The following is a 21,792-nucleotide window of genomic DNA, read 5'->3' as shown; positions in this document are numbered from 1 at the left end:
ACCCGTTAATTCTATTCTCTGTACTTGTTTTCGCCCCTTTTAGCAGTACATCAAAGGAAAGTAGTACCCAATTTATGTTTAGATTTTATCGTAAGCAGAAGTTTAAGCGTCTTCAAAATACCTTAATGCTGGCATTTCTTGTCCTCAGTATTACCCCTGTGACACTTATTGCGATATTTTTCCTTCAATCGCACAGTCAGGATCTTCAGGAACAAAGTACCTCACACCTTGTTTCGGTTCGTGATACTAAGCAGCAGCAAATTGTCGATTACTTACAAGCTCAAGAGTCACAAGTGATGGGCTTTGTTCGCTCAGAATTAGCCAATGCCAGTGGCGGCCGGTTCTATGGATTGATCAATGCCTTCCAACGATTAGGGTTAGATATTGACGAAGCACGCAGTAATGCTCAGCAACGCTACATTCAAGGCTCTGGCGATCAGATCAAAACGTCAATTCTTCCAGAGTCCAGCAGCTTCATTGGCAGTGAGCGTTATCGTCTCCTGCACAAGCGCTACCATAATGCTTACCTAGAGCTGCTTAAACGCTCTGATTTTGACGATATTCTATTGGTTGATATCAACGGAAACGTTGCTTATTCCGTCTTTAAAAATGACGATTACGGTACTAACTTGCTGACTGGAAAATACAAGGACTCCAACCTAGGTATTACCTTTCAACGACTAGCCAAAGACGTGACTGACCGACGTAAATCTAACGAGGACTACACGCCAGTTATCGTTTCTGACTTTAAAGACGAGAACGACAAACAGACCGCATGGTTAGGCGCACCTATCGTTCAGCAAGGCTACCTTCACAGCTACGCGATGTTTAGGCTGCCAATCAATGGCATCACCAAGCTGATTGCAGATCTCAACAAGAGTTCAAATATTCAAACGCTACTTGTGGGTGACGATCACCTGCCACGTAGCCTTGCTCATTCACAAGAATCTATCAATTTGAGCCTTGACGTTGTTGATAAAGCATTGGCTGGCGAAACAGCAGTTGGCACCTTCGACAACACACTAGATCAAGCGATCATTGCGGCCTATACGCCAATTGAGCTCAAATACGCAACATGGGCTCTTGTCGTAGAACTGCCAGAAAAAGAGGCGTTTGCCCGAATTCATCAGTTAGAAAAGATCTTTGTGATCGTGATGCTAACGGCGATCATTCTCGTAGTCGTTGCATCGCACTATCTGTCTAACTTCATTACATCGCCACTACTTAAATTGACGTGGGCTGCTGAAAAAGTGTCTGCTGGCGATCTCGATGAAACTATGATCAATACCGAACGCAAGGATGAGATAGGCCGTCTTGCAGTCAGTTTTGAAAGAATGCAGCGTTCGATTCGTGAAAAAATGCAGCTGATCAAAAGCCAAAACGATGAGCTTGAAGACAACCTTAAGACCATTCAAAAGCAGAACGAAGAGTTGCAGCTAGCGAACAAACTTAAAGATGAGTTCCTAGCCACGACTTCACACGAGTTGAGAACACCACTGCATGGCATGGTTGGTATCGCTGAGGCGTTGATATCCGGTGCGAACGGTCCTATTCCTGCGAACCAGAAGTACCAGTTGGACATCATCATCAATAGTGGTCAGCGATTAGCAACCTTGGTTGATGATCTGCTTGATTATCACAAAATGCGCTATGGCAGCTTAGATATTAAGAAATCAGCTGTTGATTTGTCGGCAGCCACCAGCCTTGTACTAGAGCTATCTCATCACCTATTGGGCAATAAGCCAATCCGTATTATTAACCAAGTTCCAAGCGATTTAGGGCTGGTTTCATCCGATCCTCAACGACTTGAGCAAGTGATGTATAACTTGGTCGGTAATGCTATCAAGTACACTTCCGAAGGTAAGATTGTTATCTCTGCCAGCGTTATTGACGACAACATTCGTGTTCAAGTTGTCGATACTGGACAGGGCATACCGGCTGAGTACCTTGAACATATCTTCGAACCTCTGATTCAAGCAGGACAAGATGCGAGTAACTACCGCCAAGGTGCAGGGCTTGGGTTATCGATCAGTCGTCAGCTAATCGAGTTAATGGGTGGCTCACTGTACGTAAGTAGTCAGCCGATGCTTGGCACCACGTTCAGCTTTACTCTGCCTTTGGCAACGGAAGAAGAGCTTAAAAACTACAACGAATCAGGCAGCTACTCACACTTCCAAGCACCTGATTTAATTGATAACAGCCAACAAGAAAACAGTGTTATCAGTGAGAACCCAGATGGTCCGCTATTGGTTATCGCCGATGATGAACCCGTTAACCTACGAGTGCTAGACAGCTTCTTGAAATTAGAGGGATATCGAGTACGAACTGCGTGTGATGGCCCTGAAACTATTGAGCTGATTGAAAAAGAGAAACCTGAATTGCTTCTACTCGACATCATGATGCCAGGCATGAGCGGTTACCAGGTTTGTGAGTCACTACGAAAGCAATATGACCATGCTCAATTGCCAATCATTATGCTAACAGCGCTCAACCAAGCAGAAGACCGTGTTCGAGGTTTCGAAGCGGGTGCCAATGACTACTTGTCTAAGCCGTTCAACAAACAAGAACTAGCAGCTCGAATTACGGCACACTTATCAGCGAGTAAAGCCGAGCAGAGACGCCTTGAGAACGACCAATTGCAACTCGAACTCAAACACCGAGCTATGGTTGAAGCTAACTTACTAGAAACACAAGGTCGCTTATTAGAGCAATTAGAATCAGCACCAGAGGCCATCATCTGTATTCGCGATGATCAGCGTATTCGCTTTGCCAACGAAGCGGCAGCGAAGCTGTTTAGACGTGGACAAGAACAACTTAAGCGCTCTATGGCCGACGAGATCATCGCACCTAAATACCTTAAGGTGGAACAAGCGCACTACTGCGGTGATATTGATATCTATATAGATGACACACGTCAGCGCATACCAAGTGACATCCTAAAGCTACCTGAAGGCTCAGGGCTCGACACCATGTATATCTTTAATGTAGGTGGTGGTGTTAACTCAAACCGAATCAATAACCTTGAGACGGCTGTTGAGGCACTCTCTAGCTATGCGTTTGAAGGGGACAAAGATAAGTTACAGCAGCTGAAAGAGCTTGGCGGAGAATTTACTCGTCTTGCAGACAAAGCAACGGGGGAAGGTAAAAACAAACAAGAGTTGATGCGTGAAGTGCTGGTCGATGCCATGACTAATGCCATCATCTACTGGGAGTCTGTTACTGGTGAAACCAAGTTTGCTTTCGCCGAGAAGAGTGGCTTGTGGCGCGTCTATTTAGACCGCAGTACGCTTCAAACGCGAACGTTGGATAAATACCTACGTGTAGAAACGCTGCCGAAAACGCCTCGCTGGCGAACGGTATTGAGCTCAATCGAGTTCATACTGGAACACTGTAAAGAACAAACTCCTGAAAGAACCCACATTGAGATGCTAAGGGATAAACTGCAGAAGCTACTGACCAGTTAACCCCTGAACCAACATCACGATACTTTGAATCATGGAGCCCACCTAGCGTGGGCTTTTTTGTCAGTATTAGTATCGCTCAAAGCACAATCGTGTCTATTCAAATACACTTTTTTTACTGTATTAAACAAGAGAAATGGCACGTTACTCAAGCTTAAACAAACACCCGTTCAATCGCTATTTTGAGCCTTATTCTTGGCTGAATTTCACATTCTTCCGACTATTTGTTGCAGTTTGAGAAGCGAGTCACAACAGAACGGCAGATTTAATTTTCTAGGGAAATTTAACGTAAAACTAGCAAGTGACCGAGATCTACAATTATACCAAGCTTAGGTAAAGCACTATAATAAAAAGCCTTTAAAGTTAGTAACCACTTACAGCCAACCAGAACTACAAAACCAAATGCGAGTCACATCACCTTAACAAATGCGCACAAAAAACCATCAAAGCCACCTGTTTTGACGTTAATGACGTGACATTATCTGTTTTTAACGTTTTTGACGGGAAACGAGTTTGATTAATTCATCGATAAGGTGTTTTCTTACTCCTGCCAAAGGCCTACAGGCCACTCTTACCACTTCTCAGAATCAACGATGAATCTGGAGCAACGAAGAAGAGGTAGGCCTTTAACCAGAGTGTGTATCTACTAAACAATTTAGCGACAGATAACATTCAATCCATTAGTGAAATGAAAGCAAATAGTAAGGAACAGCTATGCTTGCCAATATAAAAAAAACAGCAATAGCAACAGCAATTATTGCAACTGCTACAACAGGTTTTGCATCAGTAGCAACAGCTGCAGAACGCAGTGAACTGACCGTTCACCCGAAAGAGTACACTACATTCGTACGTAACTTTAACCCGTACCTTGGTGCTACTAACCTACATACTACAACTGACTTCATGTATGAGCCGCTAGTAGTATTTAACGAAATGCACGGTAACACTCCAGTGTTCCGTCTAGCTGAAAACTTCAAGATGTCAGATGATCTGATGAGCGTTGTTTTCGACATTCGTAAGGGTGTTAAATGGTCTGACGGAGAAGCTTTCTCTGCTGATGATGTTGTTTTTTCTTTCAACCTTGTAAAAGAGAAGCCAGAGCTTGACCAATCTGGTATCAACTCTTGGGTAACTTCTGTAGAAAAACTGAACGACAACCAAGTCAAGTTCACTCTAACAGAAGCAAACTCGAACGTACCTTATGAGATTGCTAAAGTACCTGTAGTACCTAAGCACATCTGGAAAGACGTTAAAGATCCATCAACGTTTACCAATGAAAATCCAGTTGGTTCTGGTCCATTTACAGAAATCGATACGTTTACAGCGCAACTGTACATCCAGTGTGCAAACCCGAACTACTGGGATGCTGACAACCTAGATGTTGACTGTCTACGTGTTCCACAAATCGCGAACAACGACCAATTCCTAGGTAAAGTTGTAAACGGTGAAATGGACTGGACATCTTCTTTCGTTCCAGATATCGACCGTACATACGCAGCAGCTAGCCCTAAACACCACTACTGGTACCCGCCAGCAGGTACACAGGCATTCATCGTTAACTTCAAACACCCTGATGCTGCGAAGCATGAAGCGTTGAGCAACGTTGACTTCCGTCGTGCTTTCTCTATGGCTCTTGACCGTCAAACTATCATCGACATCGCATTCTACGGCGGCGGTACTGTGAACGATTTCGCATCGGGTCTTGGTTACGCGTTTGAAGCTTGGTCTGATGAAAAAACTCATGACAAGTACAAAGGCTTTAACACTTACAACGCTGAAGGCGCGAAAAAGCTTCTTGCTGACGCTGGCTTCAAAGATGTAAACAAAGATGGTTTTGTTGACACTCCATCTGGCAAGTCTTTCGAACTCATGATCCAATCGCCAAACGGCTGGACTGACTTCAACAACACAGTTCAACTAGCGGTAGAACAGCTAAACGAAATCGGTATCAAAGCGAAAGCTCGTACGCCAGATTTCTCTGTATACAACCAAGCAATGCTTGAAGGTACATACGACGTAGCATACACAAACTACTTCCACGGTGCGGATCCATACACGTACTGGAACAGTGCTTACAACTCATCACTACAATCTGGTGATGGTATGCCTCGTTTCGCAATGCACTTCTACAAAAACGAAAAGCTAGATGGTCTTCTAAACAGCTTCTACAAAACAGCAGATAAGAACGAGCAGCTAGATATTGCACATGGTATCCAGCAAATCATCGCTGCAGACCAAGTGACAATCCCTGTGATGTCTGGTGCTTACATGTACCAATACAACACAACTCGCTTCACTGGTTGGTGGAACGAAGAAAATCCAAAAGGCCGTCCAAACATTTGGGCTGGTATTCCAGAGCGTCTACTTCATGTACTGGACCTAAAACCAGTTAAATAAGTAATCGTTCAATCCTTGCGGCGTAACCTCTTACGCCGCTTATAAAAATCCCCACACTCTCAATTGAAAGTATGGCGCTAGTCGTCAGGGGGTTTTTCGTTCCAAATTTCGCTAGGAGCGACCTGAATCCAGAAACAGGGAAACAATCTGGGTGAGTAAGGTGTGAGTTATGGGTTATTTTTTAAGACGTTTGTCATTTTATTTTGTCGCGCTATTAGTTGCTGCGACGTTAAACTTTATTATTCCAAGAGCAATGCCTGGTGACCCAGTTACCATGATGTTTGCGAACGCTTCTGTACAAGTTACTCCAGAGCGTATTGCTGCAATGAAAGAACTATTAGGCTTCGTTGATGGCGGCTTACTGGTTCAATACGCAGCATACATGAAGAACATTCTTAGCTGGGAACTTGGTACATCAATTCAATTCTACCCACTTTCTGTAAACACACTGTTGGGTGGAGCATTCGGTTGGTCGCTTTTCTTAGCTGGCACCGCCGTTATTCTTTCTTTCTCGATCGGTTCAATCCTAGGTATTTTCGCAGCGTGGAAACGCGGCAGTAAATACGATGCCTTCGTAACACCAGGGATGCTGATTCTTCAAGCCGTTCCTCAAGTTGTTATCGCGATGATTGCACTATTTACCTTTGCGATTGGCTTGAAGTGGTTCCCAACAGGTTATGCCTACACTGCAGGTACCATGCCTGACTGGACAAGCTGGGCATTCATTAAAGATGTCGCTTACCACGCATTCTTACCACTGTTCTGTGCTTCTGTTGTTCAAATTGGTGGCTTCCTAGTAAACATGCGTAACAACATGATCAACCTACTAGCAGAAGACTACATCACCATGGCGAAAGGCAAAGGCCTTAGCGAAAACCGAGTGGTGTTCAACTACGCGGCTCGTAACGCGATGCTACCAAGTGTGACAGCACTTTCAATGTCGCTAGGTATGGCAATCGGTGGTCAGTTAATTATCGAAATCATCTTCAACTACCCAGGTCTTGGCAGTGTACTTTTCAACGCAATTAACGCTCGTGATTACCAAGTACTACAAGGTCAACTGCTTATCATGACGCTATTCATGCTGTTCTTTAACCTAGTTGCAGACATGCTTTACGTTGTTCTTGACCCTCGTCTTCGTAAGGGTGGTAAATAATCATGAAAGACTTTCTAAAACTCATTTGGCGTAACCCGATGGCCCTAACAGGCGTCATCATCCTAAGTATTTTTATTCTTGGCGCGATTGCAGCTCCATTGATCACCAAACATGTACCAGACAAGCGTACAGGTAACCCACACGAATACCCTGGTTTCGTGGTGAAATCGGCACAAACTAACCCTGATGGCTGGGTTGCTCAAAACCTAGCAGATGACCGTCGTACATTGATTATGTCTAAAAAGGCAGACCACGTACTTGGTACAACACGTATGGGTCGTGACGTTTGGTCTCAAGTGGTATACGGCGCACGCGTATCTCTTGCTGTAGGTTTTGGTGCGGGTCTAACCGTGTGTTTACTCGCAACTGTTATTGGTGTTTCTGCAGGTTACTTCGGCGGCCGTGTCGATGACGTTCTAACAGCCGCAATGAACATCATGCTGGTTATCCCTCAGTACCCACTACTGTTCGTAGTAGCAGCCTTTATCGGTGAGGCAGGGCCACTCACCATAACCTTGGTTATTGGCTTTATGTCCTGGGCTTGGGGCGCCCGTGTTGTTCGCTCCCAGACCTTAGCACTGCGTGAAAAAGAATTTGTAAAAGCAGCAGAAGTATTGGGTGAATCTTCATTCCGTATCATCTTCGTAGAGATTCTGCCAAACCTTATCTCTATCGTTGGCGCAAGCTTCATCGGTTCGGTGATGTACGCAATCATGATGGAAGCAACGATTTCGTTCTTAGGTCTTGGTGATCCGAACACAATCAGCTGGGGCATCATGCTTTACAACGTTCAAACCTCTTCATCAATGCTGATTGGCGCTTGGTGGGAACTGTTGGCTCCTTGTATCGCACTGACATTACTCGTAACTGGTCTTGCTCTGCTTAACTTTGCTGTCGATGAAATTGCTAACCCGCAACTGCGTTCTCACAAAGGCATGAAGCGTTGGAAAAAACTAGCAGCTCAAGACAAAGAAGAACGTGAACCAGAACTACCACCACAAAATGCACTTTGGAGCGGAGATAAATAATCATGTCTGAACCACTAATTTCTATCCGCAACTTATGCGTGGATTACATCACAGAGTCTGGCGATGTTCGTGCGTGTAACAACGTAAGTTTCGATATCGCTCCGGGTGAAGTATTCGGCCTAGCTGGTGAATCTGGCTGTGGTAAATCAACAGTCGCTTTCTCTCTTATGCGTCTTCATAAGCCGCCCGCTTACATCAGTGGTGGTGAGGTTATCTTCAACGGTGAGAACATCCTTGAATACAGTGATGACCGTATGCAAGCGTTCCGTTGGAGCGAGATGTCGATGGTATTTCAGAGTGCAATGAACGCACTCAACCCAGTACTACCGATGGAAGAGCAGTTCTGTGACGTAATCATGCGTCACACGAACATGACTCGTGAGCAAGCTAAGCAGCGTGCTGAAGGTCTACTTGAAATCGTAGATATTCACCCGAGCCGATTGAGTGACTACCCTCACCAATTCTCTGGCGGCATGCGTCAACGCTTGGTTATCGCTATCGCGCTAGCACTGAATCCAAAGCTGATCATTATGGATGAGCCGACAACTGCCCTTGATGTGGTTGTGCAACGCGAAATCCTGCAAAAGATCTACGCACTGAAAGAAGAGTTTGGCTTCTCAATTCTGTTCATCACCCATGACTTGTCATTGATGGTCGAGTTCTCTGACCGTATCGGCATCATGTACTCAGGTGAGCTAATCGAAGTGGCTAACTCACAAGATATTCTAGAAAACCCTTACCACCCTTACACCAAAGGGCTGGGAAGTTCTTTCCCTCCACTGACAGGGCCAAAGACAAAACTAACCGGTATTCCAGGCAACCCTCTGAACTTATTAGAGATTCCTGAAGGGTGTCGTTTCCAAGCTCGTTGCGACCGCGTACATGAAACGTGTACTAAGGTGCCAACTAAGCTGCGTTCTATCGACCCTGGGCATTTGTCTAACTGCCACCTGTACGGTGACCCAATAGTACAAAGGAAGCTATAGCTTGCACGCTTTTCGGCGTGAATAACTAGACAGGCGACCCGACCGCCTAAAAACAAGCAAAGCGAATAAGGATTCTGGAGACAATTATGAGCAAAGATTTCGGTCAATTATTGGTAGAAGGCAAGAATGTCGTAAAAGACTTCCCGATAAGCAGTACCACCATTCAAACCCCGATGATGCGTGCGATTAACGACGTGTCATTCAAGATGTACAAAAGCCGCGGCTTAGCAGTGGTTGGTGAGTCTGGTTCAGGCAAATCAACAACCGCCAAAATGATCGCAAAAATGTACGCGCCTTCAGGCGGTACGATCGAATACAAAGGTCGTGATATCCAAGAGATCTCAAGCAGAAAAGATCTTATGCATTACCGTGAAGGTGTGCAGATGGTATGGCAAGACCCGTTTGGTTCCCTAAACCCAACACACAACATCTTCCACCACATTGCTCGACCATTGTTGATCCACAAGAAAGTATCTCCAGGCAACAAGAGAGAATTAGAAGAACGTGTTTACGATCTTTTAGAGCAAGTAGGTCTAATTCCGCCAAAAGAGACGGCGAAAAAGTATCCTCACCAACTGTCTGGTGGTCAGCGTCAACGTGTAAACCTAGCCCGCAATATTGCGGTAGGTGCAGAAGTTGTCCTAGCCGATGAACCTACATCAATGCTTGATGTATCGATTCGTGCGGGTGTTTTGAACCTGATGGAAGAGATGAAGTTTGAGAAGCAAATGTCTCTGCTTTACATCACTCACGATATCGCAACTGCGCGTTATATCGCTGAAGATCTTTCAGTGATGTACGTCGGTCACATGGTGGAATGGGGCGATACCGATGACGTTATTGCTAACCCTCAACACCCTTACACTCAGCTACTGGTTTCGGCAGTGCCAGACCCTAAGAAATCAATCCACGATCAACTTGCTGGGAACAAAGGTGAGATTCCTCTTTGGACACCTGTATCAGCAGGCTGCCCATTTGCAGGCCGTTGTACTCACGCAATGGACAAGTGTAAAGAGCAACTTCCTGGAGTGACTCAATTGGCAGAGAACCACTTTGTACGTTGTTACCTACACGAAAGCTAAACAATAAAACCTAAGTTAGGGTCTGCGGGCCCTAACTAATTATATCCAAAACATTCAAGTACCTAGCCAATAGAAACTAGGACTGTCGGAGAATATTGATGCTGTTATTGACCAACCATATTGGCTATGAGTCCACAGGCCCCAAGCAGGCTATCTTACAAACTAAGAAAGCTCGCCTCTCTAGCACAACAGCTCTACTCGTCTGTGCAGACAACCATATGACTGTCGGAAGTTTTGATGTGGTTAAACAAGGCCGCGTAGCAAATTGGCATCAAGGGCAGTTCTTCACTATCGATTTCAGTTCAGTGACTGAATCTGGTCGCTACTACCTGCGCTTTGACAACCTACGTTCAGAAGTGTTTGAGATTGGCTGCAACCTATTAATGAATCACACATTTTCTGATGTGCTTCATTATTTTAAGTCACAGCGCTGTGGCGGTATTTTCGACAAAAAAGATCGACAGGCACAAATTCTAGGTACCGACCGATACGTCGATGTCCACGGTGGATGGTATGACGCATCAGGTGATGTCAGTAAGTATTTTAGCCACTTGTCTTACGGCAACTACCTAAACCCACAACAAATTCCAATGGTAGTTTGGAACATGCTAAAAAGTGTACGCTTGACTAGCCATAATCCAGACTTCCCGAAATTCTCTATGACTCGCCTAACGGAAGAAGCGCTTTTCGGTGCTGACTTCTTGGTGCGAATGCAAGACGCTGACGGATACTTCTACATGACGGTATTCGACAAATGGAGCAAAGATATCAATCAGCGCGATATCTGCGCTTATGCGACTCAAGAAGGTCATAAATCAGCGGATTTACAAGCTGGCTATCGACAAGGTGCTGGCGTTGCTATCGCAGCATTGGCCTCAGCTTCTGAGCTTGAAGTCTCAGGCAGCTACTCTAGCCACACTTACCTTGAAACAGCTGCTAAGGGTTACTGGCACCTAAAAGAGTACAACCTCCAGTACCTGAATGATGGTGAAGAGAACATCATCGATGAGTATTGCGCCCTACTCGCAGCCAATGAGCTCTACCGAGTAACACAGGACGAACAATACCTTTCAGAAGCAAGAACTTGGGCAACTCGCTTGGTTGCTCGTCAACAGTCTGATAATTCGTTTGATCACTTCTGGTCAGCAAACTCTGATGGCTCTCGCCCATACTTTCATGCCGCTGAAGCTGGCCTTCCAGTAATTGCTCTATGTGAGTACATCAACAATGAAACCGATACAGAGCTGAAAGAACAAGCTCGCACCGTTGTTGAACAAGCATGTCAGTTCGAAATCAACATCACCGATAAAGTAACCAACCCATTTGGCTACCCAAGACAGTACGTTAAAAATGTTGATGGTGATAAGCGCGATGCCTTCTTCGTTGCTCAACAAAACGAAACCGGTTACTGGTGGCAAGGTGAAAACGCACGTCTTGGTTCAATCGCAACCATGGCTTACCTAGTTCAACCGCATATTAAAGATACCGCTCTTCAGCAACGTCTAATCCAGCTTTCGCAAAACAGCCTTGATTGGATTTTAGGTCTCAACCCTTACCACATGTGCATGCTCGATGGTCATGGCCATAACAATCCAGATTACCTACCTCAGCTTGGTTTCTTCAATGCGAAAGGCGGTATCTGCAACGGTATTACCGCGGGTTTTGACGATGAGCAAGACATTGCATTCAATCCACCAGCTCAAAAATACGACATGCTTCAAAACTGGCGTTGGGGTGAGCAATGGATCCCTCACGGCGCTTGGTTCCTCTTGGCAACCGCTGCGCAATTCAATTACCTAGCACAGCGTAAGGAGCAATAGTCATGACGCTTTACTACGTAGGTATTGATGGTGGAGGCACGTCTTGTCGCGCTCGTATTCGTGATGACCAAGGCAAGCTGATTGGTGAAGCAAAAAGTGGCAGTGCCAACATCCTTCTGGGTGTTGATGTAGCGATGAGCTCAATTATTGATGCCATTACTCAAGCGGCACAACAAGGACAGCTCGACTCAAGCCACTTTTCAAATATGCATATTGGCCTAGCACTGGCTGGCGCAGAACAAAAATCGGCATGGTTCAACTTCATGGCTCAACCACATCCTTTCGCAAGTATGACGCTCAACACTGACGCTTACGGTGCTTGTATTGGCGCTCACAATGGCCAAAACGGTGCGATCATGATTGGCGGTACCGGTTCTTGCGGTATCTACCTACAAGACGGTGAGCAACACGTGGTTGGTGGTCGTGAATTCCCAATCTCAGATCAAGGTGGTGGCGCAGTTATGGGACTTCGCTTAATTCAACAAGTCCTGCTTGCAGAAGACGGTATTCGCAACAAGACACCACTGACTCAACACGTGATGAACCATTTTGGTAATGATATTGATGCTATCGTCGAATGGTCAAAAGGTGCTATTCCAAAAGACTACGGTCAGTTCTCACCTGTCATTTTTCAACTCGCTAACGAAGGCGATGAGCTAGCTATCGAGATGCTCAAGCAAACCGCTGCTGATATCGAAATGTTTGTGTTAGCACTGCATCGCAAAGGCGCTGACAAGGTGTGCCTAATGGGAAGTATCGCAGAGCGTATTCTCAACTGGCTATCACCACCGGTTCAACAATGGATCGTTAAACCTCAGTTCGACGCTATTGAAGGCGCATTGATGTTTGCCGGAAAATCACAACACAACTTGTATCAACAGGCTTAGCAGGGAAGTTATATGAATTATCGCATCGACTTAGCTGTTCTTTCTGAACAAAAAAATAACTGCCGATTTGGCCTTACGGTACATAACTTAAGTGACCTTGATGTAACTGATTGGTCACTGCATTTTGCGTTTGACCGATTCGTCCTTCCAGAGAGTTTATCTCAGGGTGAGCTAACTCAAGTTGGAAGCTTTTGTTCGTTCAAACCAAGTTCGTCAGTGTTGAAGGCGAACAACCATTACTACCTTGAATTCAGCATTCAAAGCGCCCCATTTCGTTTCTATTCTGACGGGCTAAACGATGCCTTTATCCAAACGCATCACCAAGGTGAAGCATCGGTACTACCTGTCGCAATATCACCCATTGTTCTGGCTTCACCATACCGTGAACGCAATCAAATACCTGAAGTGAATGCTGCTGAGATTGCATTGATTCCTCAGCCAAACCAGATCGAACTTAAGCAAGGTAGCTTCACCCTAAATAGCGAATGCAAGGTTGAGGTTCAATCTCACCTTGCAGATAAAGCCGTCTCTTGGCTGCAACAAGAATTACTTTCAACCTTTGAACTGTCGATTTCGAATCAGCTTCCAACAGAAGAAGGCGATGATATTCTACTTCGCAGCAACCCGACTTTAGACGAAGCCGAATACAAACTCCGCATTACTGAACAACAGATAATTATTGAATCAGGCAGCCAGTCTGGATTTACACACGCTGTAGCAAGTTTGATTCAATTGGTTCAACAACAGGATGCCGAAAACTTCTCTGTACCATGTTGCCAAATAGCCGACCAACCTCGTTTCAAATACCGTGGCATGATGCTGGACTGCGCTCGTCACTTCCACTCAGTGGAACAAGTGAAGCGTTTAATCAACCAACTGGCACACTACAAGTTCAACGTTTTTCATTGGCACCTAACCGATGATGAAGGTTGGAGAATCGAGATAAAAAGCCTACCTCAACTAACTGAAATTGGCGCTTGGCGTGGTCCTGATCATGCACTGGAGCCGCAATATACCCATATTGCTGAAAACTACGGCGGCTTCTACACACAACAACAGATTCGTGAAATCATTGAATACGCAGAACAGCGCAGCATCACAGTAATCCCTGAAATTGATATCCCGGGACACTGTCGCGCCGCCATCAAATCATTGCCTGACATGTTGGTAGAGCAAGCTGATACCACTCAATACAAGAGCATTCAGCACTACAACGACAACGTGCTAAACCCTGGCTTACCAGGTACATACCAATTCTTAGATGCGGTTATTGAAGAAGTCGCAGAGCTGTTCCCGAGCGAACTGATTCACATGGGCGCAGACGAAGTACCACCGGGCGTGTGGACTAACAGCCCTGCAGCTCAAGCACTGATGAAAGAGCACCAGTACCAAGACAGCAAAGACTTACAAGGTCACCTATTCCGCTATGCCGAAAACAAACTCAAGCAACTCGGCAAACGTATGGTCGGCTGGGAAGAAGCACAGCACGGCGACAAGGTGAGCAAAGAGACCATCATCTACTCGTGGCTAAGCGAAGAAGCGGCTGTCAATTGCGCTCGCCAAGGCTTTGATGTGGTGTTGCAACCTGCACAATTTACTTATCTCGACATGACCCAAGATTATGCACCGGAAGAACCGGGCGTCGATTGGGCTGCCGTTATCCCATTAGAACAAGCTTATACCTACGAAGCGCTTGCTGAGATATCCGACACCGACCCAATTCGTAAGCGGATTCGCGGAATTCAGTGTGCTCTATGGTGCGAGATCGTCACCAACCAAAAGCGTATGGATTACATGGTATTCCCAAGAATTAGCGCTTTAGCTGAAGGATGTTGGACACACAAAAACAACCGAAACTGGCTAGATTACCTATCTCGCCTAAAGGGGCATCTGCCATTACTCGACAGACTCAATGTTGATTATCGCAACCCTTGGAAAGCTCAATAAAACAAAACCAAAGCGATACTCATACCGAGTGATTGCTGACTCAAATTAAGGTGCTCAGTCAGAAAAGACTCAGCATCACTATTTAAAAATTAGCTGCATAGATGCAGTTTGTTAAAAAGGAAATGACAATGAAATACGGCTATTTCGATAACGACAATCGCGAATACGTCATCACTCGCCCTGATGTACCAGCACCTTGGACCAACTACCTAGGAACTGAAAAGTTTTGTACCGTGATTTCGCACAATGCGGGCGGTTACTCGTTCTACAATTCTCCGGAATACAACCGTGTTACTAAATTCCGTCCAAACGGCACCTTTGACCGTCCTGGACACTACGTTTACCTGCGTGATGATGAAACGGGTGATTACTGGTCTATCTCTTGGCAACCAGTGGCAAAAAGCCTAGATGAAGCAAACTACGAAGTTCGTCACGGCCTGTCATACTCAAAGTTCAAATGTGAATACAGCGGTATTACAGCGACCAAAACGCTATTCGTACCTAAAGGCGAAGATGCAGAAGTTTGGGACGTTGTCCTAAAGAACAACACTGATAAGCCACGTACTATCAGCACATTCTCATTTGTTGAGTTCTCGTTCAGCCACATCCAATCGGATAACCAGAACCATCAGATGTCTTTGTACTCTGCTGGCACGTCTTACCAAGAAGGCGTGTTGGAATACGACCTGTACTACAACACTAACGATTTTGAAGGCTTCTACTACCTAGCTTCAACTTTCTCGCCAGACAGCTACGATGGCCAACGTGACAACTTCCTTGGCATGTACCGCGATGAAGCAAATCCAATTGCGGTTGAAAACGGTAAGTGTTCTAACAGCGCTCAAACTTGTTACAACCACTGTGGTTCTCTGCACAAGCAATTTACGATTCAGCCGGGTGAAGAAGTTCGCTTTGCGTATGTACTCGGTATCGGTAAAGGCAACGGTGAGCGCTTACGTGAGAAGTATCAAGACACAGCAAACGTAGACGCAGCCTTCCAAGGGATCAAAGATCACTGGGACGAGCGTTGCAACAAATTCCAAGTTAAGTCTCCAAACGAAGGCTTAGACACCATGATCAACACGTGGACACTATACCAAGCTGAAACTTGTGTGGTGTGGTCGCGCTTTGCATCCTTTATTGAAGTTGGTGGCCGTACTGGTCTTGGTTACCGTGATACTGCGCAAGATGCTATCTCAGTACCTCATGCCAACCCGCAAATGACCAAGAAACGCATTGTCGACCTGCTACGCGGTCAAGTGAAAGCGGGCTACGGTCTACACTTGTTCGATCCAGACTGGTTCGATCCAGAGAAAGCCGACGTTGAGCCTTCTAAATCACCAACGGTTGTTCCAACACCGTCAGATGACGACAAGATCCACGGCATTGAAGATACTTGTTCTGATGATCACTTATGGATCGTACCAACCATCATTAAATACGTGATGGAAACGGGTGAACATGACTTCTTTGATGAAGTGATTCCATACGCAGACGGAGGTGAAGCCACGGTTTACGAACACATGAAAGCGGCGCTGAACTTCTCTGCTGAGTACGTTGGTCAAACGGGTATCTGTAAAGGTCTTCGTGCTGACTGGAATGACTGTTTGAACCTTGGTGGCGGTGAATCTTCAATGGTTTCATTCCTACACTTCTGGGCTCTGCAAGAATTCTTAGATCTTGCTAAGTTCCGTAACAACGACACTGATGTTGCGAAATACACAGAAATGGCAGCGAACGTTCGCGAAGCGTGTGAAGCGCACCTTTGGGATGACGAAGGCGGCTGGTACATCCGTGGTCTAACCAAAAATGGCGATAAGATTGGTACTGCTCAACAAACAGAAGGTCGTGTACACCTTGAGTCAAACACGCTCGCGGTTCTATCTGGTGCGGTTTCTCAAGAACGTGGCGAGAAAGCGATGGACGCTGTTGATGAGAACCTATTCTCTGAATACGGCCTACACCTAAACTCTCCTTCATTCGCAACACCAAACGATGATATCGGCTTCGTCACTCGCGTTTACCAAGGTGTTAAAGAGAACGGTGCTATTTTCTCTCACCCTAACCCATGGGCTTGGGTAGCAGAAGCAAAACTTGGTCGTGGTGACCGTGCGATGAAATTCTACGACGCGCTTAACCCATACAACCAAAACGACATGATTGAAACACGTTACGCAGAACCATACTCGTACGTGCAGTTCATCATGGGTAAAGACCACCAAGACCACGGCCGTGCAAACCACCCTTGGTTAACTGGTACCTCTGGTTGGGCTTACTTCGCGGTAACTAACTTTATTCTTGGTGTTCGCACAGGCTTTGAAGGCTTAACGGTTGATCCTTGTATCCCAACTGATTGGCCAGAGTTCGAGGTTACTCGCCAATGGCGTGGCGCGACTTACAACATCACGGTTCAAAACCCGAATGCAGTAAGTAAAGGCGTTGCATCTATCACTATCAATGGTGAATCAGTTGAAGGCGCTATCCCGGTACAAGCGGAAGGCAGCGTAAACGATGTTGTCGTCGTTCTTGGTTAGTCATTTAATTTAACGAACAGCTATTGTCTCAAGTCTTTACAGGCTTGAGGCAATGAGACTAAAAGGATTTTCTAATGATTAAATTTGGTACAGGTGGCTGGCGCGCATTCATTGGTGAAGAGTTCACTAGAGAAAACGTCCGTTTGGTGGCGCAAGCGCTCGCTAACATCATCAATAATGAAGATGCTGCAAAAAATGGATTTGTGATCGGTTATGACCGTCGCTTCCTTTCAGATAAAGCCGCATGCTGGTTTGCAGAAGTGCTGGCAGCCAACAACATCAAAGTCAGCTTCATCGATAAGTTTGTTCCAACGCCTATCGTGATGTTCCAAGCGAAAGAGATGGGCTGCACCTACTCGGCATGTATTACCGCTTCTCACAACCCAGCAGATTACAACGGTATCAAGGTATTCATCGAAGGTGGACGCGATGCTGATGAGATCATCACTGAAAAGATCGAACAGCAAATCGCAACACTGACCAACGAAGATGTTATCCGTGTTGATTTCGAACAAGCATTAAACGACAAAGAAATCGAGATCATTAACCCAATGAACGCCTTTGTTGATTCGATCATTAACGCTATTGATATTGAATCGATCAAGAAAGCGAATCTACGCGTGTTGATTGACCCGATGTTTGGTGTAGCGAAAAACGCATTACAAACAGTACTTATCAATGGTCGCTGTGATGTCGACGTAATCAACGATGGCAAAAACCCAGATTTCGGCGGACTGATGCCCTCTCCAAGTGCAGCAACGCTATACCGCTTGAAACACTTAGTAGCAGCAGAAGGCTATGACATTGGTATTGGTACCGATGGCGATGCAGACCGCTTGGGTATTATCGATGAGAAAGGCCACTTCATTCATCCTAACGAAGTACTATTACTGCTTTACTACTACTTACTGGAATACAAAGGTTGGAAAGGCTCTGTGGTTCGTAATATCGCAACCACACACCTATTGGATAAAGTGGCGGCGGATCATGGTGAGAAGAGCTTTGAGGTTCCGGTGGGCTTTAAGCATATCAGCTCGCAAATGGAAGCCGACGACTCTCTGATTGGTGGCGAAAGTTCGGGTGGTTTAACCATTCGAGGTCACATCAAAGGTAAGGATGGCGTATTTGCATCAAGCTTACTGGTTGAGATGATCAGTGTAACGGGCAAGAAATTATCTGAGCTACTTGATGAGATCTACTCGAAATATGGCTATGCCTACACCGCAGAAGGCGACTGTAAATTCAAGCCTTCTGAAAAAGAAGCGCTCTACACTAAGATTTATGTCGAGAAGCAACTGCCTGAATTTGAATACGAAATTGAAAAAGTCAGCTATGAAGATGGCGCTAAGGTGTACTTCAAGAATGGCGGTTGGGTAATTGCTCGCTTCTCAGGAACAGAGCCGTTACTACGAATCTTCGCAGAAATGGAAGATAAAGACACAGCAGAACGTGTTCTTCAAAAAGTGAAAGACTTCCTCTCTCTATAGGCTTATAGAGTGCAGCAGTTTTGGATGGGATTTAACAAATCACTGCCTTGTTAAAGCCTATAGGTGAAGAACTCTTGCCCAGTACTTTGGTGAAAGTACTGGGCTTTTTTATCGCAATTACTATAACGATAAGTACTGCGTTGCCTCTATTTAAAAAGCCAATACGCCTTTGGTATCAACCTTTACGTTGACCGGCATACCCACTTCAAGGGCTTCTGATGAGGTTGCTAATAGTTTCTGACCATGCGCTTCGATAACATAACGACAGTGATCGCCCATAAATTGCTGTTCTAGCACTGAAATGGCACTATCTTGTTCGTAACTTGCATGAATATGCTGCGGTCTTAACAAAAGCTCACAGGTATTGCCGAACTCAATATCCGTTTGCGGTTTAGCTTCAACCATACCCAAACTGGTTTCAAATTCATGCTCTGAAATACGTTGTGCATTGAGGTAGCTACCGCCACCTAAAAAGTCTGCGACGAACTTACTCGAAGGATGGAAATACAATTCAGAGGCTGAACCATACTGTTCAATTACACCATGGTTCATAACTGCCATCTTATCTGCAAATGCAAACGCCTCTTCACGACTGTGAGTTACGAAGATAGCTGTAACACCTTGTTTTTTAAAGATCTTACGAATCTGAGAAATCAGCTCATGACGAACCTGAGTATCAATGTTAGAAAATGGTTCATCCAATAACAGCAGGTCTGGCTTATATGCCAAAGAACGAGCAATCGCGACACGCTGTTGTTGACCACCAGAAAGTTGATGCGGGTATCGGTCACCGAACTCACCTAAGTGAACCAGTTCTAACATCTCTTGAACTTTCTCTTTCTTTTCCTGCTCAGAAAGCTCTTTTAATCCAAAGCCGACATTCTGGTTTACCGTCAGGTGCGGAAACAGAGCGTAATCTTGGAAAATCATACCAATGTTGCGCTGTTCAGGTGGCAACCAATTCTTACCATCATCAATGGTTTGGCAGTTCAAACTCATCACACCGCTACTCAATGGAAGTAAGCCTGCAATCGCCTTAAGTAAGGTCGTTTTGCCGCAGCCGCTCGCACCAAGAAGACAAACAATTTCACCATGCTCAACTTCTAACGAGAGCGCTTCCAAAATGGTTTGCGACTCATACTTACAAGTCAGATCTTTAATTGATAATGCACAACTCATTAGTTTTTCTGCTCCAAGGAACGGTTTACGATGATCAGAGGAATTAAACCTACTAACACCAATAATACGGCAGGCATCGCTGCTAATTCGAGGTGCTCATCTGAGGCATAGTTATAAACATAAGTCGCCAGTGTTTCGAAGTTGAAAGGGCGCAGCAGCAATGCCGCATTTAGCTCTTTCATTGATTCGATAAACACCAGTAAGCCAGCGATCAAAGCACCGCGTTTAATCAAAGGTAAATGAACTCGACGTAACATCTGGTTAGTGTTGCAACCCATTGTTTTTGAAGCCATATCCAGTGAAGGAGATACTTTACTCAAGCTACTTTCAATACTGCCAATCGCAACCGCTGAAAAACGCACGACCATGGCAAAGATTAACGCGAACATGGAACCAGAGAAGATCAAACCCGGTCGCCCCCACTCCATGACTTTCGCAATGTCATTGATTAGGTGATCCATGAACAAAACAGGAACCATCACACCAATCGCTAACACTGTGCCTGGAACGGCATAGCCCATAGACGCAAGACGCATGTATGCCTGACTTCTCTTACCCGGGCTTACTCGTTGATTAAAGTTCACAATGAGAGCAATGATCACACCGATAATCGCAGCCACAATAGAAACATATAAGCTGTTAACCGCGTATTCTCTAAACTCTGGAGTCCAGCTTTGGCCGAAATATTTATAAGCATAAATAATTAATTGACCAAGCGGGAACAAGAATGCGACGCAGACTAAACCCCAACACCAAAATAGTGCTAGCCATTTTTTCCAACCAGACAGGTCATAACGAAAATCTTCACTACTACTGAATTGATTTTGAAATAGCTTCTGTTTACGTCGACTGTATCGCTCCGAGCTTAACAATAGAATCACGATAACCAACATGATTGCCGATATTTTCGCTGCCGCAGTCAAGCTGGAGTAGCCTAACCAGGTATCATAAACCGCAGTTGTTAAGGTGTTCACCGCAAAGTAGCTGACCGTGCCAAAGTCTCCGATGGTTTCCATAGCAACTAAAGATAAACCGACAGCCATTGATGGGCGTACAAGCGGCAAAGAGATTCGACGGAAGCTTTCCCAAGGTGAGCATTTCAATAATCTAGCGGATTGAAGTAGAGAGACGTTCTGCTCCATGAATGCAGCACGGCACAACAGGTATATATAAGGGTATAGAACAAGCGACAGAACAATAATTGCGCCAGACAAGGTTCTAATATCCGGGAACCAATACTCCCCAGGCCCCCAGCCAGTTAGGTCGCGAAGCAGAATCTGCACCGGGCCGGCAAAGTCAAACCAATCGGTAAAGATATATCCGACAATATAAGCTGGCATTGCAAGTGGCAAAACTAATGCCCACTGCAGCACCTTTTCGCCAGGCACACGACACATCGCCATGATCCATGCTGAAGGGATGCCAAATAGCAGCGACAAGAACATGGTTCCTATCACTAAAACGACAGTGTTATAAGCGTAAGTCGGCATCACCGTGGACATCAAATGAGAAAACAGCTCATTTGTCTCACCTACAGCGGTGGTGAATATCGCTAAGATCGGAAAAACCAGTAGTAAAGCGATCAAGCCACTACTGGTGTTCCATAAATAATTTTTTTCTTTCATCGCCTAATTACAACGAGGCTTAATGGAATACAAGTGCAGTTGCAAATACATCTCATGCCCTTTTAGTGGTGGGGGTTATTTATACCCATATACTGTAATGACTTCAAGATGAGATGCTCATAACTCAAGGGTTCAACGGCTAGCTTTGTATCAAAACGTAATTTTCCAAAAACAAACAACCCCAAGTTACCGAAAGTGGTGAC

13 protein-coding genes are annotated in these 21,792 nt (G+C 45.3%); 11 read left to right on the top strand and 2 right to left on the bottom strand.

Annotated elements, in window-relative coordinates:
* Positions 1 to 74: 74 nt before the first annotated feature.
* The 11 genes from BCT34_RS08530 (at position 75) to BCT34_RS08480 (ending at position 18,785) form a co-directional block, all read left to right on the top strand.
* The gene (locus tag BCT34_RS08530; RefSeq protein WP_076655100.1) at positions 75 to 3,464 is read left to right on the top strand and encodes a response regulator; all 3,390 of its coding nucleotides are present in this window, start codon (positions 75 to 77) and stop codon (positions 3,462 to 3,464) included.
* 711 nt (positions 3,465 to 4,175) lie between these two features.
* On the top strand, positions 4,176 to 5,858 hold the full coding sequence (locus BCT34_RS08525) for an ABC transporter substrate-binding protein (protein ID WP_076655099.1): 1,683 nt from the start codon (positions 4,176 to 4,178) through the stop codon (positions 5,856 to 5,858).
* Between the two features lie 169 nt (positions 5,859 to 6,027).
* Positions 6,028 to 7,014 (top strand): ABC transporter permease, encoded by a 987-nt coding sequence (locus BCT34_RS08520; RefSeq protein WP_076655098.1) that lies wholly within the window; start codon positions 6,028 to 6,030, stop codon positions 7,012 to 7,014.
* 2 nt (positions 7,015 to 7,016) lie between these two features.
* Positions 7,017 to 8,042, top strand: a complete 1,026-nt coding sequence (locus BCT34_RS08515) for an ABC transporter permease (RefSeq protein WP_017056648.1) — start codon at positions 7,017 to 7,019, stop codon at positions 8,040 to 8,042.
* Between the two features lie 2 nt (positions 8,043 to 8,044).
* Entirely contained in the window at positions 8,045 to 9,028 is a 984-nt protein-coding gene (locus BCT34_RS08510; protein WP_019824365.1) for an ABC transporter ATP-binding protein, read from the top strand.
* An 86-nt stretch (positions 9,029 to 9,114) separates the two neighbouring features.
* Positions 9,115 to 10,110, top strand: a complete 996-nt coding sequence (locus BCT34_RS08505; RefSeq protein WP_019824366.1) for an ABC transporter ATP-binding protein — start codon at positions 9,115 to 9,117, stop codon at positions 10,108 to 10,110.
* Between the two features lie 98 nt (positions 10,111 to 10,208).
* Entirely contained in the window at positions 10,209 to 11,930 is a 1,722-nt protein-coding gene (locus tag BCT34_RS08500; RefSeq protein WP_076655097.1) for a glycoside hydrolase family 9 protein, read from the top strand.
* 2 nt (positions 11,931 to 11,932) lie between these two features.
* Positions 11,933 to 12,817 carry an N-acetylglucosamine kinase gene (locus BCT34_RS08495; RefSeq protein ID WP_076655096.1) on the top strand — a complete coding sequence of 295 codons (885 nt, stop codon included), beginning with the start codon at positions 11,933 to 11,935 and terminating at the stop codon, positions 12,815 to 12,817.
* A 12-nt stretch (positions 12,818 to 12,829) separates the two neighbouring features.
* Entirely contained in the window at positions 12,830 to 14,764 is a 1,935-nt protein-coding gene (locus BCT34_RS08490) for a family 20 glycosylhydrolase (RefSeq protein ID WP_076655095.1), read from the top strand.
* Positions 14,765 to 14,892: 128 nt separating this feature from the next.
* Positions 14,893 to 17,298 carry a N,N'-diacetylchitobiose phosphorylase gene (locus BCT34_RS08485; protein ID WP_076655093.1) on the top strand — a complete coding sequence of 802 codons (2,406 nt, stop codon included), beginning with the start codon at positions 14,893 to 14,895 and terminating at the stop codon, positions 17,296 to 17,298.
* 74 nt (positions 17,299 to 17,372) lie between these two features.
* A complete protein-coding gene (locus BCT34_RS08480) occupies positions 17,373 to 18,785 on the top strand; it encodes a phosphoglucomutase/phosphomannomutase family protein (RefSeq protein WP_050651763.1) in 1,413 nt (470 codons plus the stop codon).
* 150 nt (positions 18,786 to 18,935) lie between these two features.
* On the opposite strand, the gene BCT34_RS08475 is transcribed toward BCT34_RS08480, so the two are convergent.
* Positions 18,936 to 19,964, bottom strand: coding sequence for an ABC transporter ATP-binding protein (locus BCT34_RS08475; protein ID WP_076655090.1), 1,029 nt, complete (start codon positions 19,962 to 19,964; stop codon positions 18,936 to 18,938).
* Positions 19,964 to 21,589, bottom strand: a complete 1,626-nt coding sequence (locus BCT34_RS08470; protein ID WP_076655087.1) for an iron ABC transporter permease — start codon at positions 21,587 to 21,589, stop codon at positions 19,964 to 19,966. Before BCT34_RS08470 ends, BCT34_RS08475 begins: the two co-directional genes overlap by 1 nt.
* Positions 21,590 to 21,792: the final 203 nt, after the last annotated feature.

Origin of the sequence: Vibrio sp. 10N.261.45.E2 (assembly GCF_002875705.1) — a bacterium.
In the GTDB taxonomy this organism is placed as follows: domain Bacteria; phylum Pseudomonadota; class Gammaproteobacteria; order Enterobacterales; family Vibrionaceae; genus Vibrio.
Note: the sequence above shows the minus strand (reverse complement) of the source record. Positions and strands in the feature narration are given on the sequence as shown.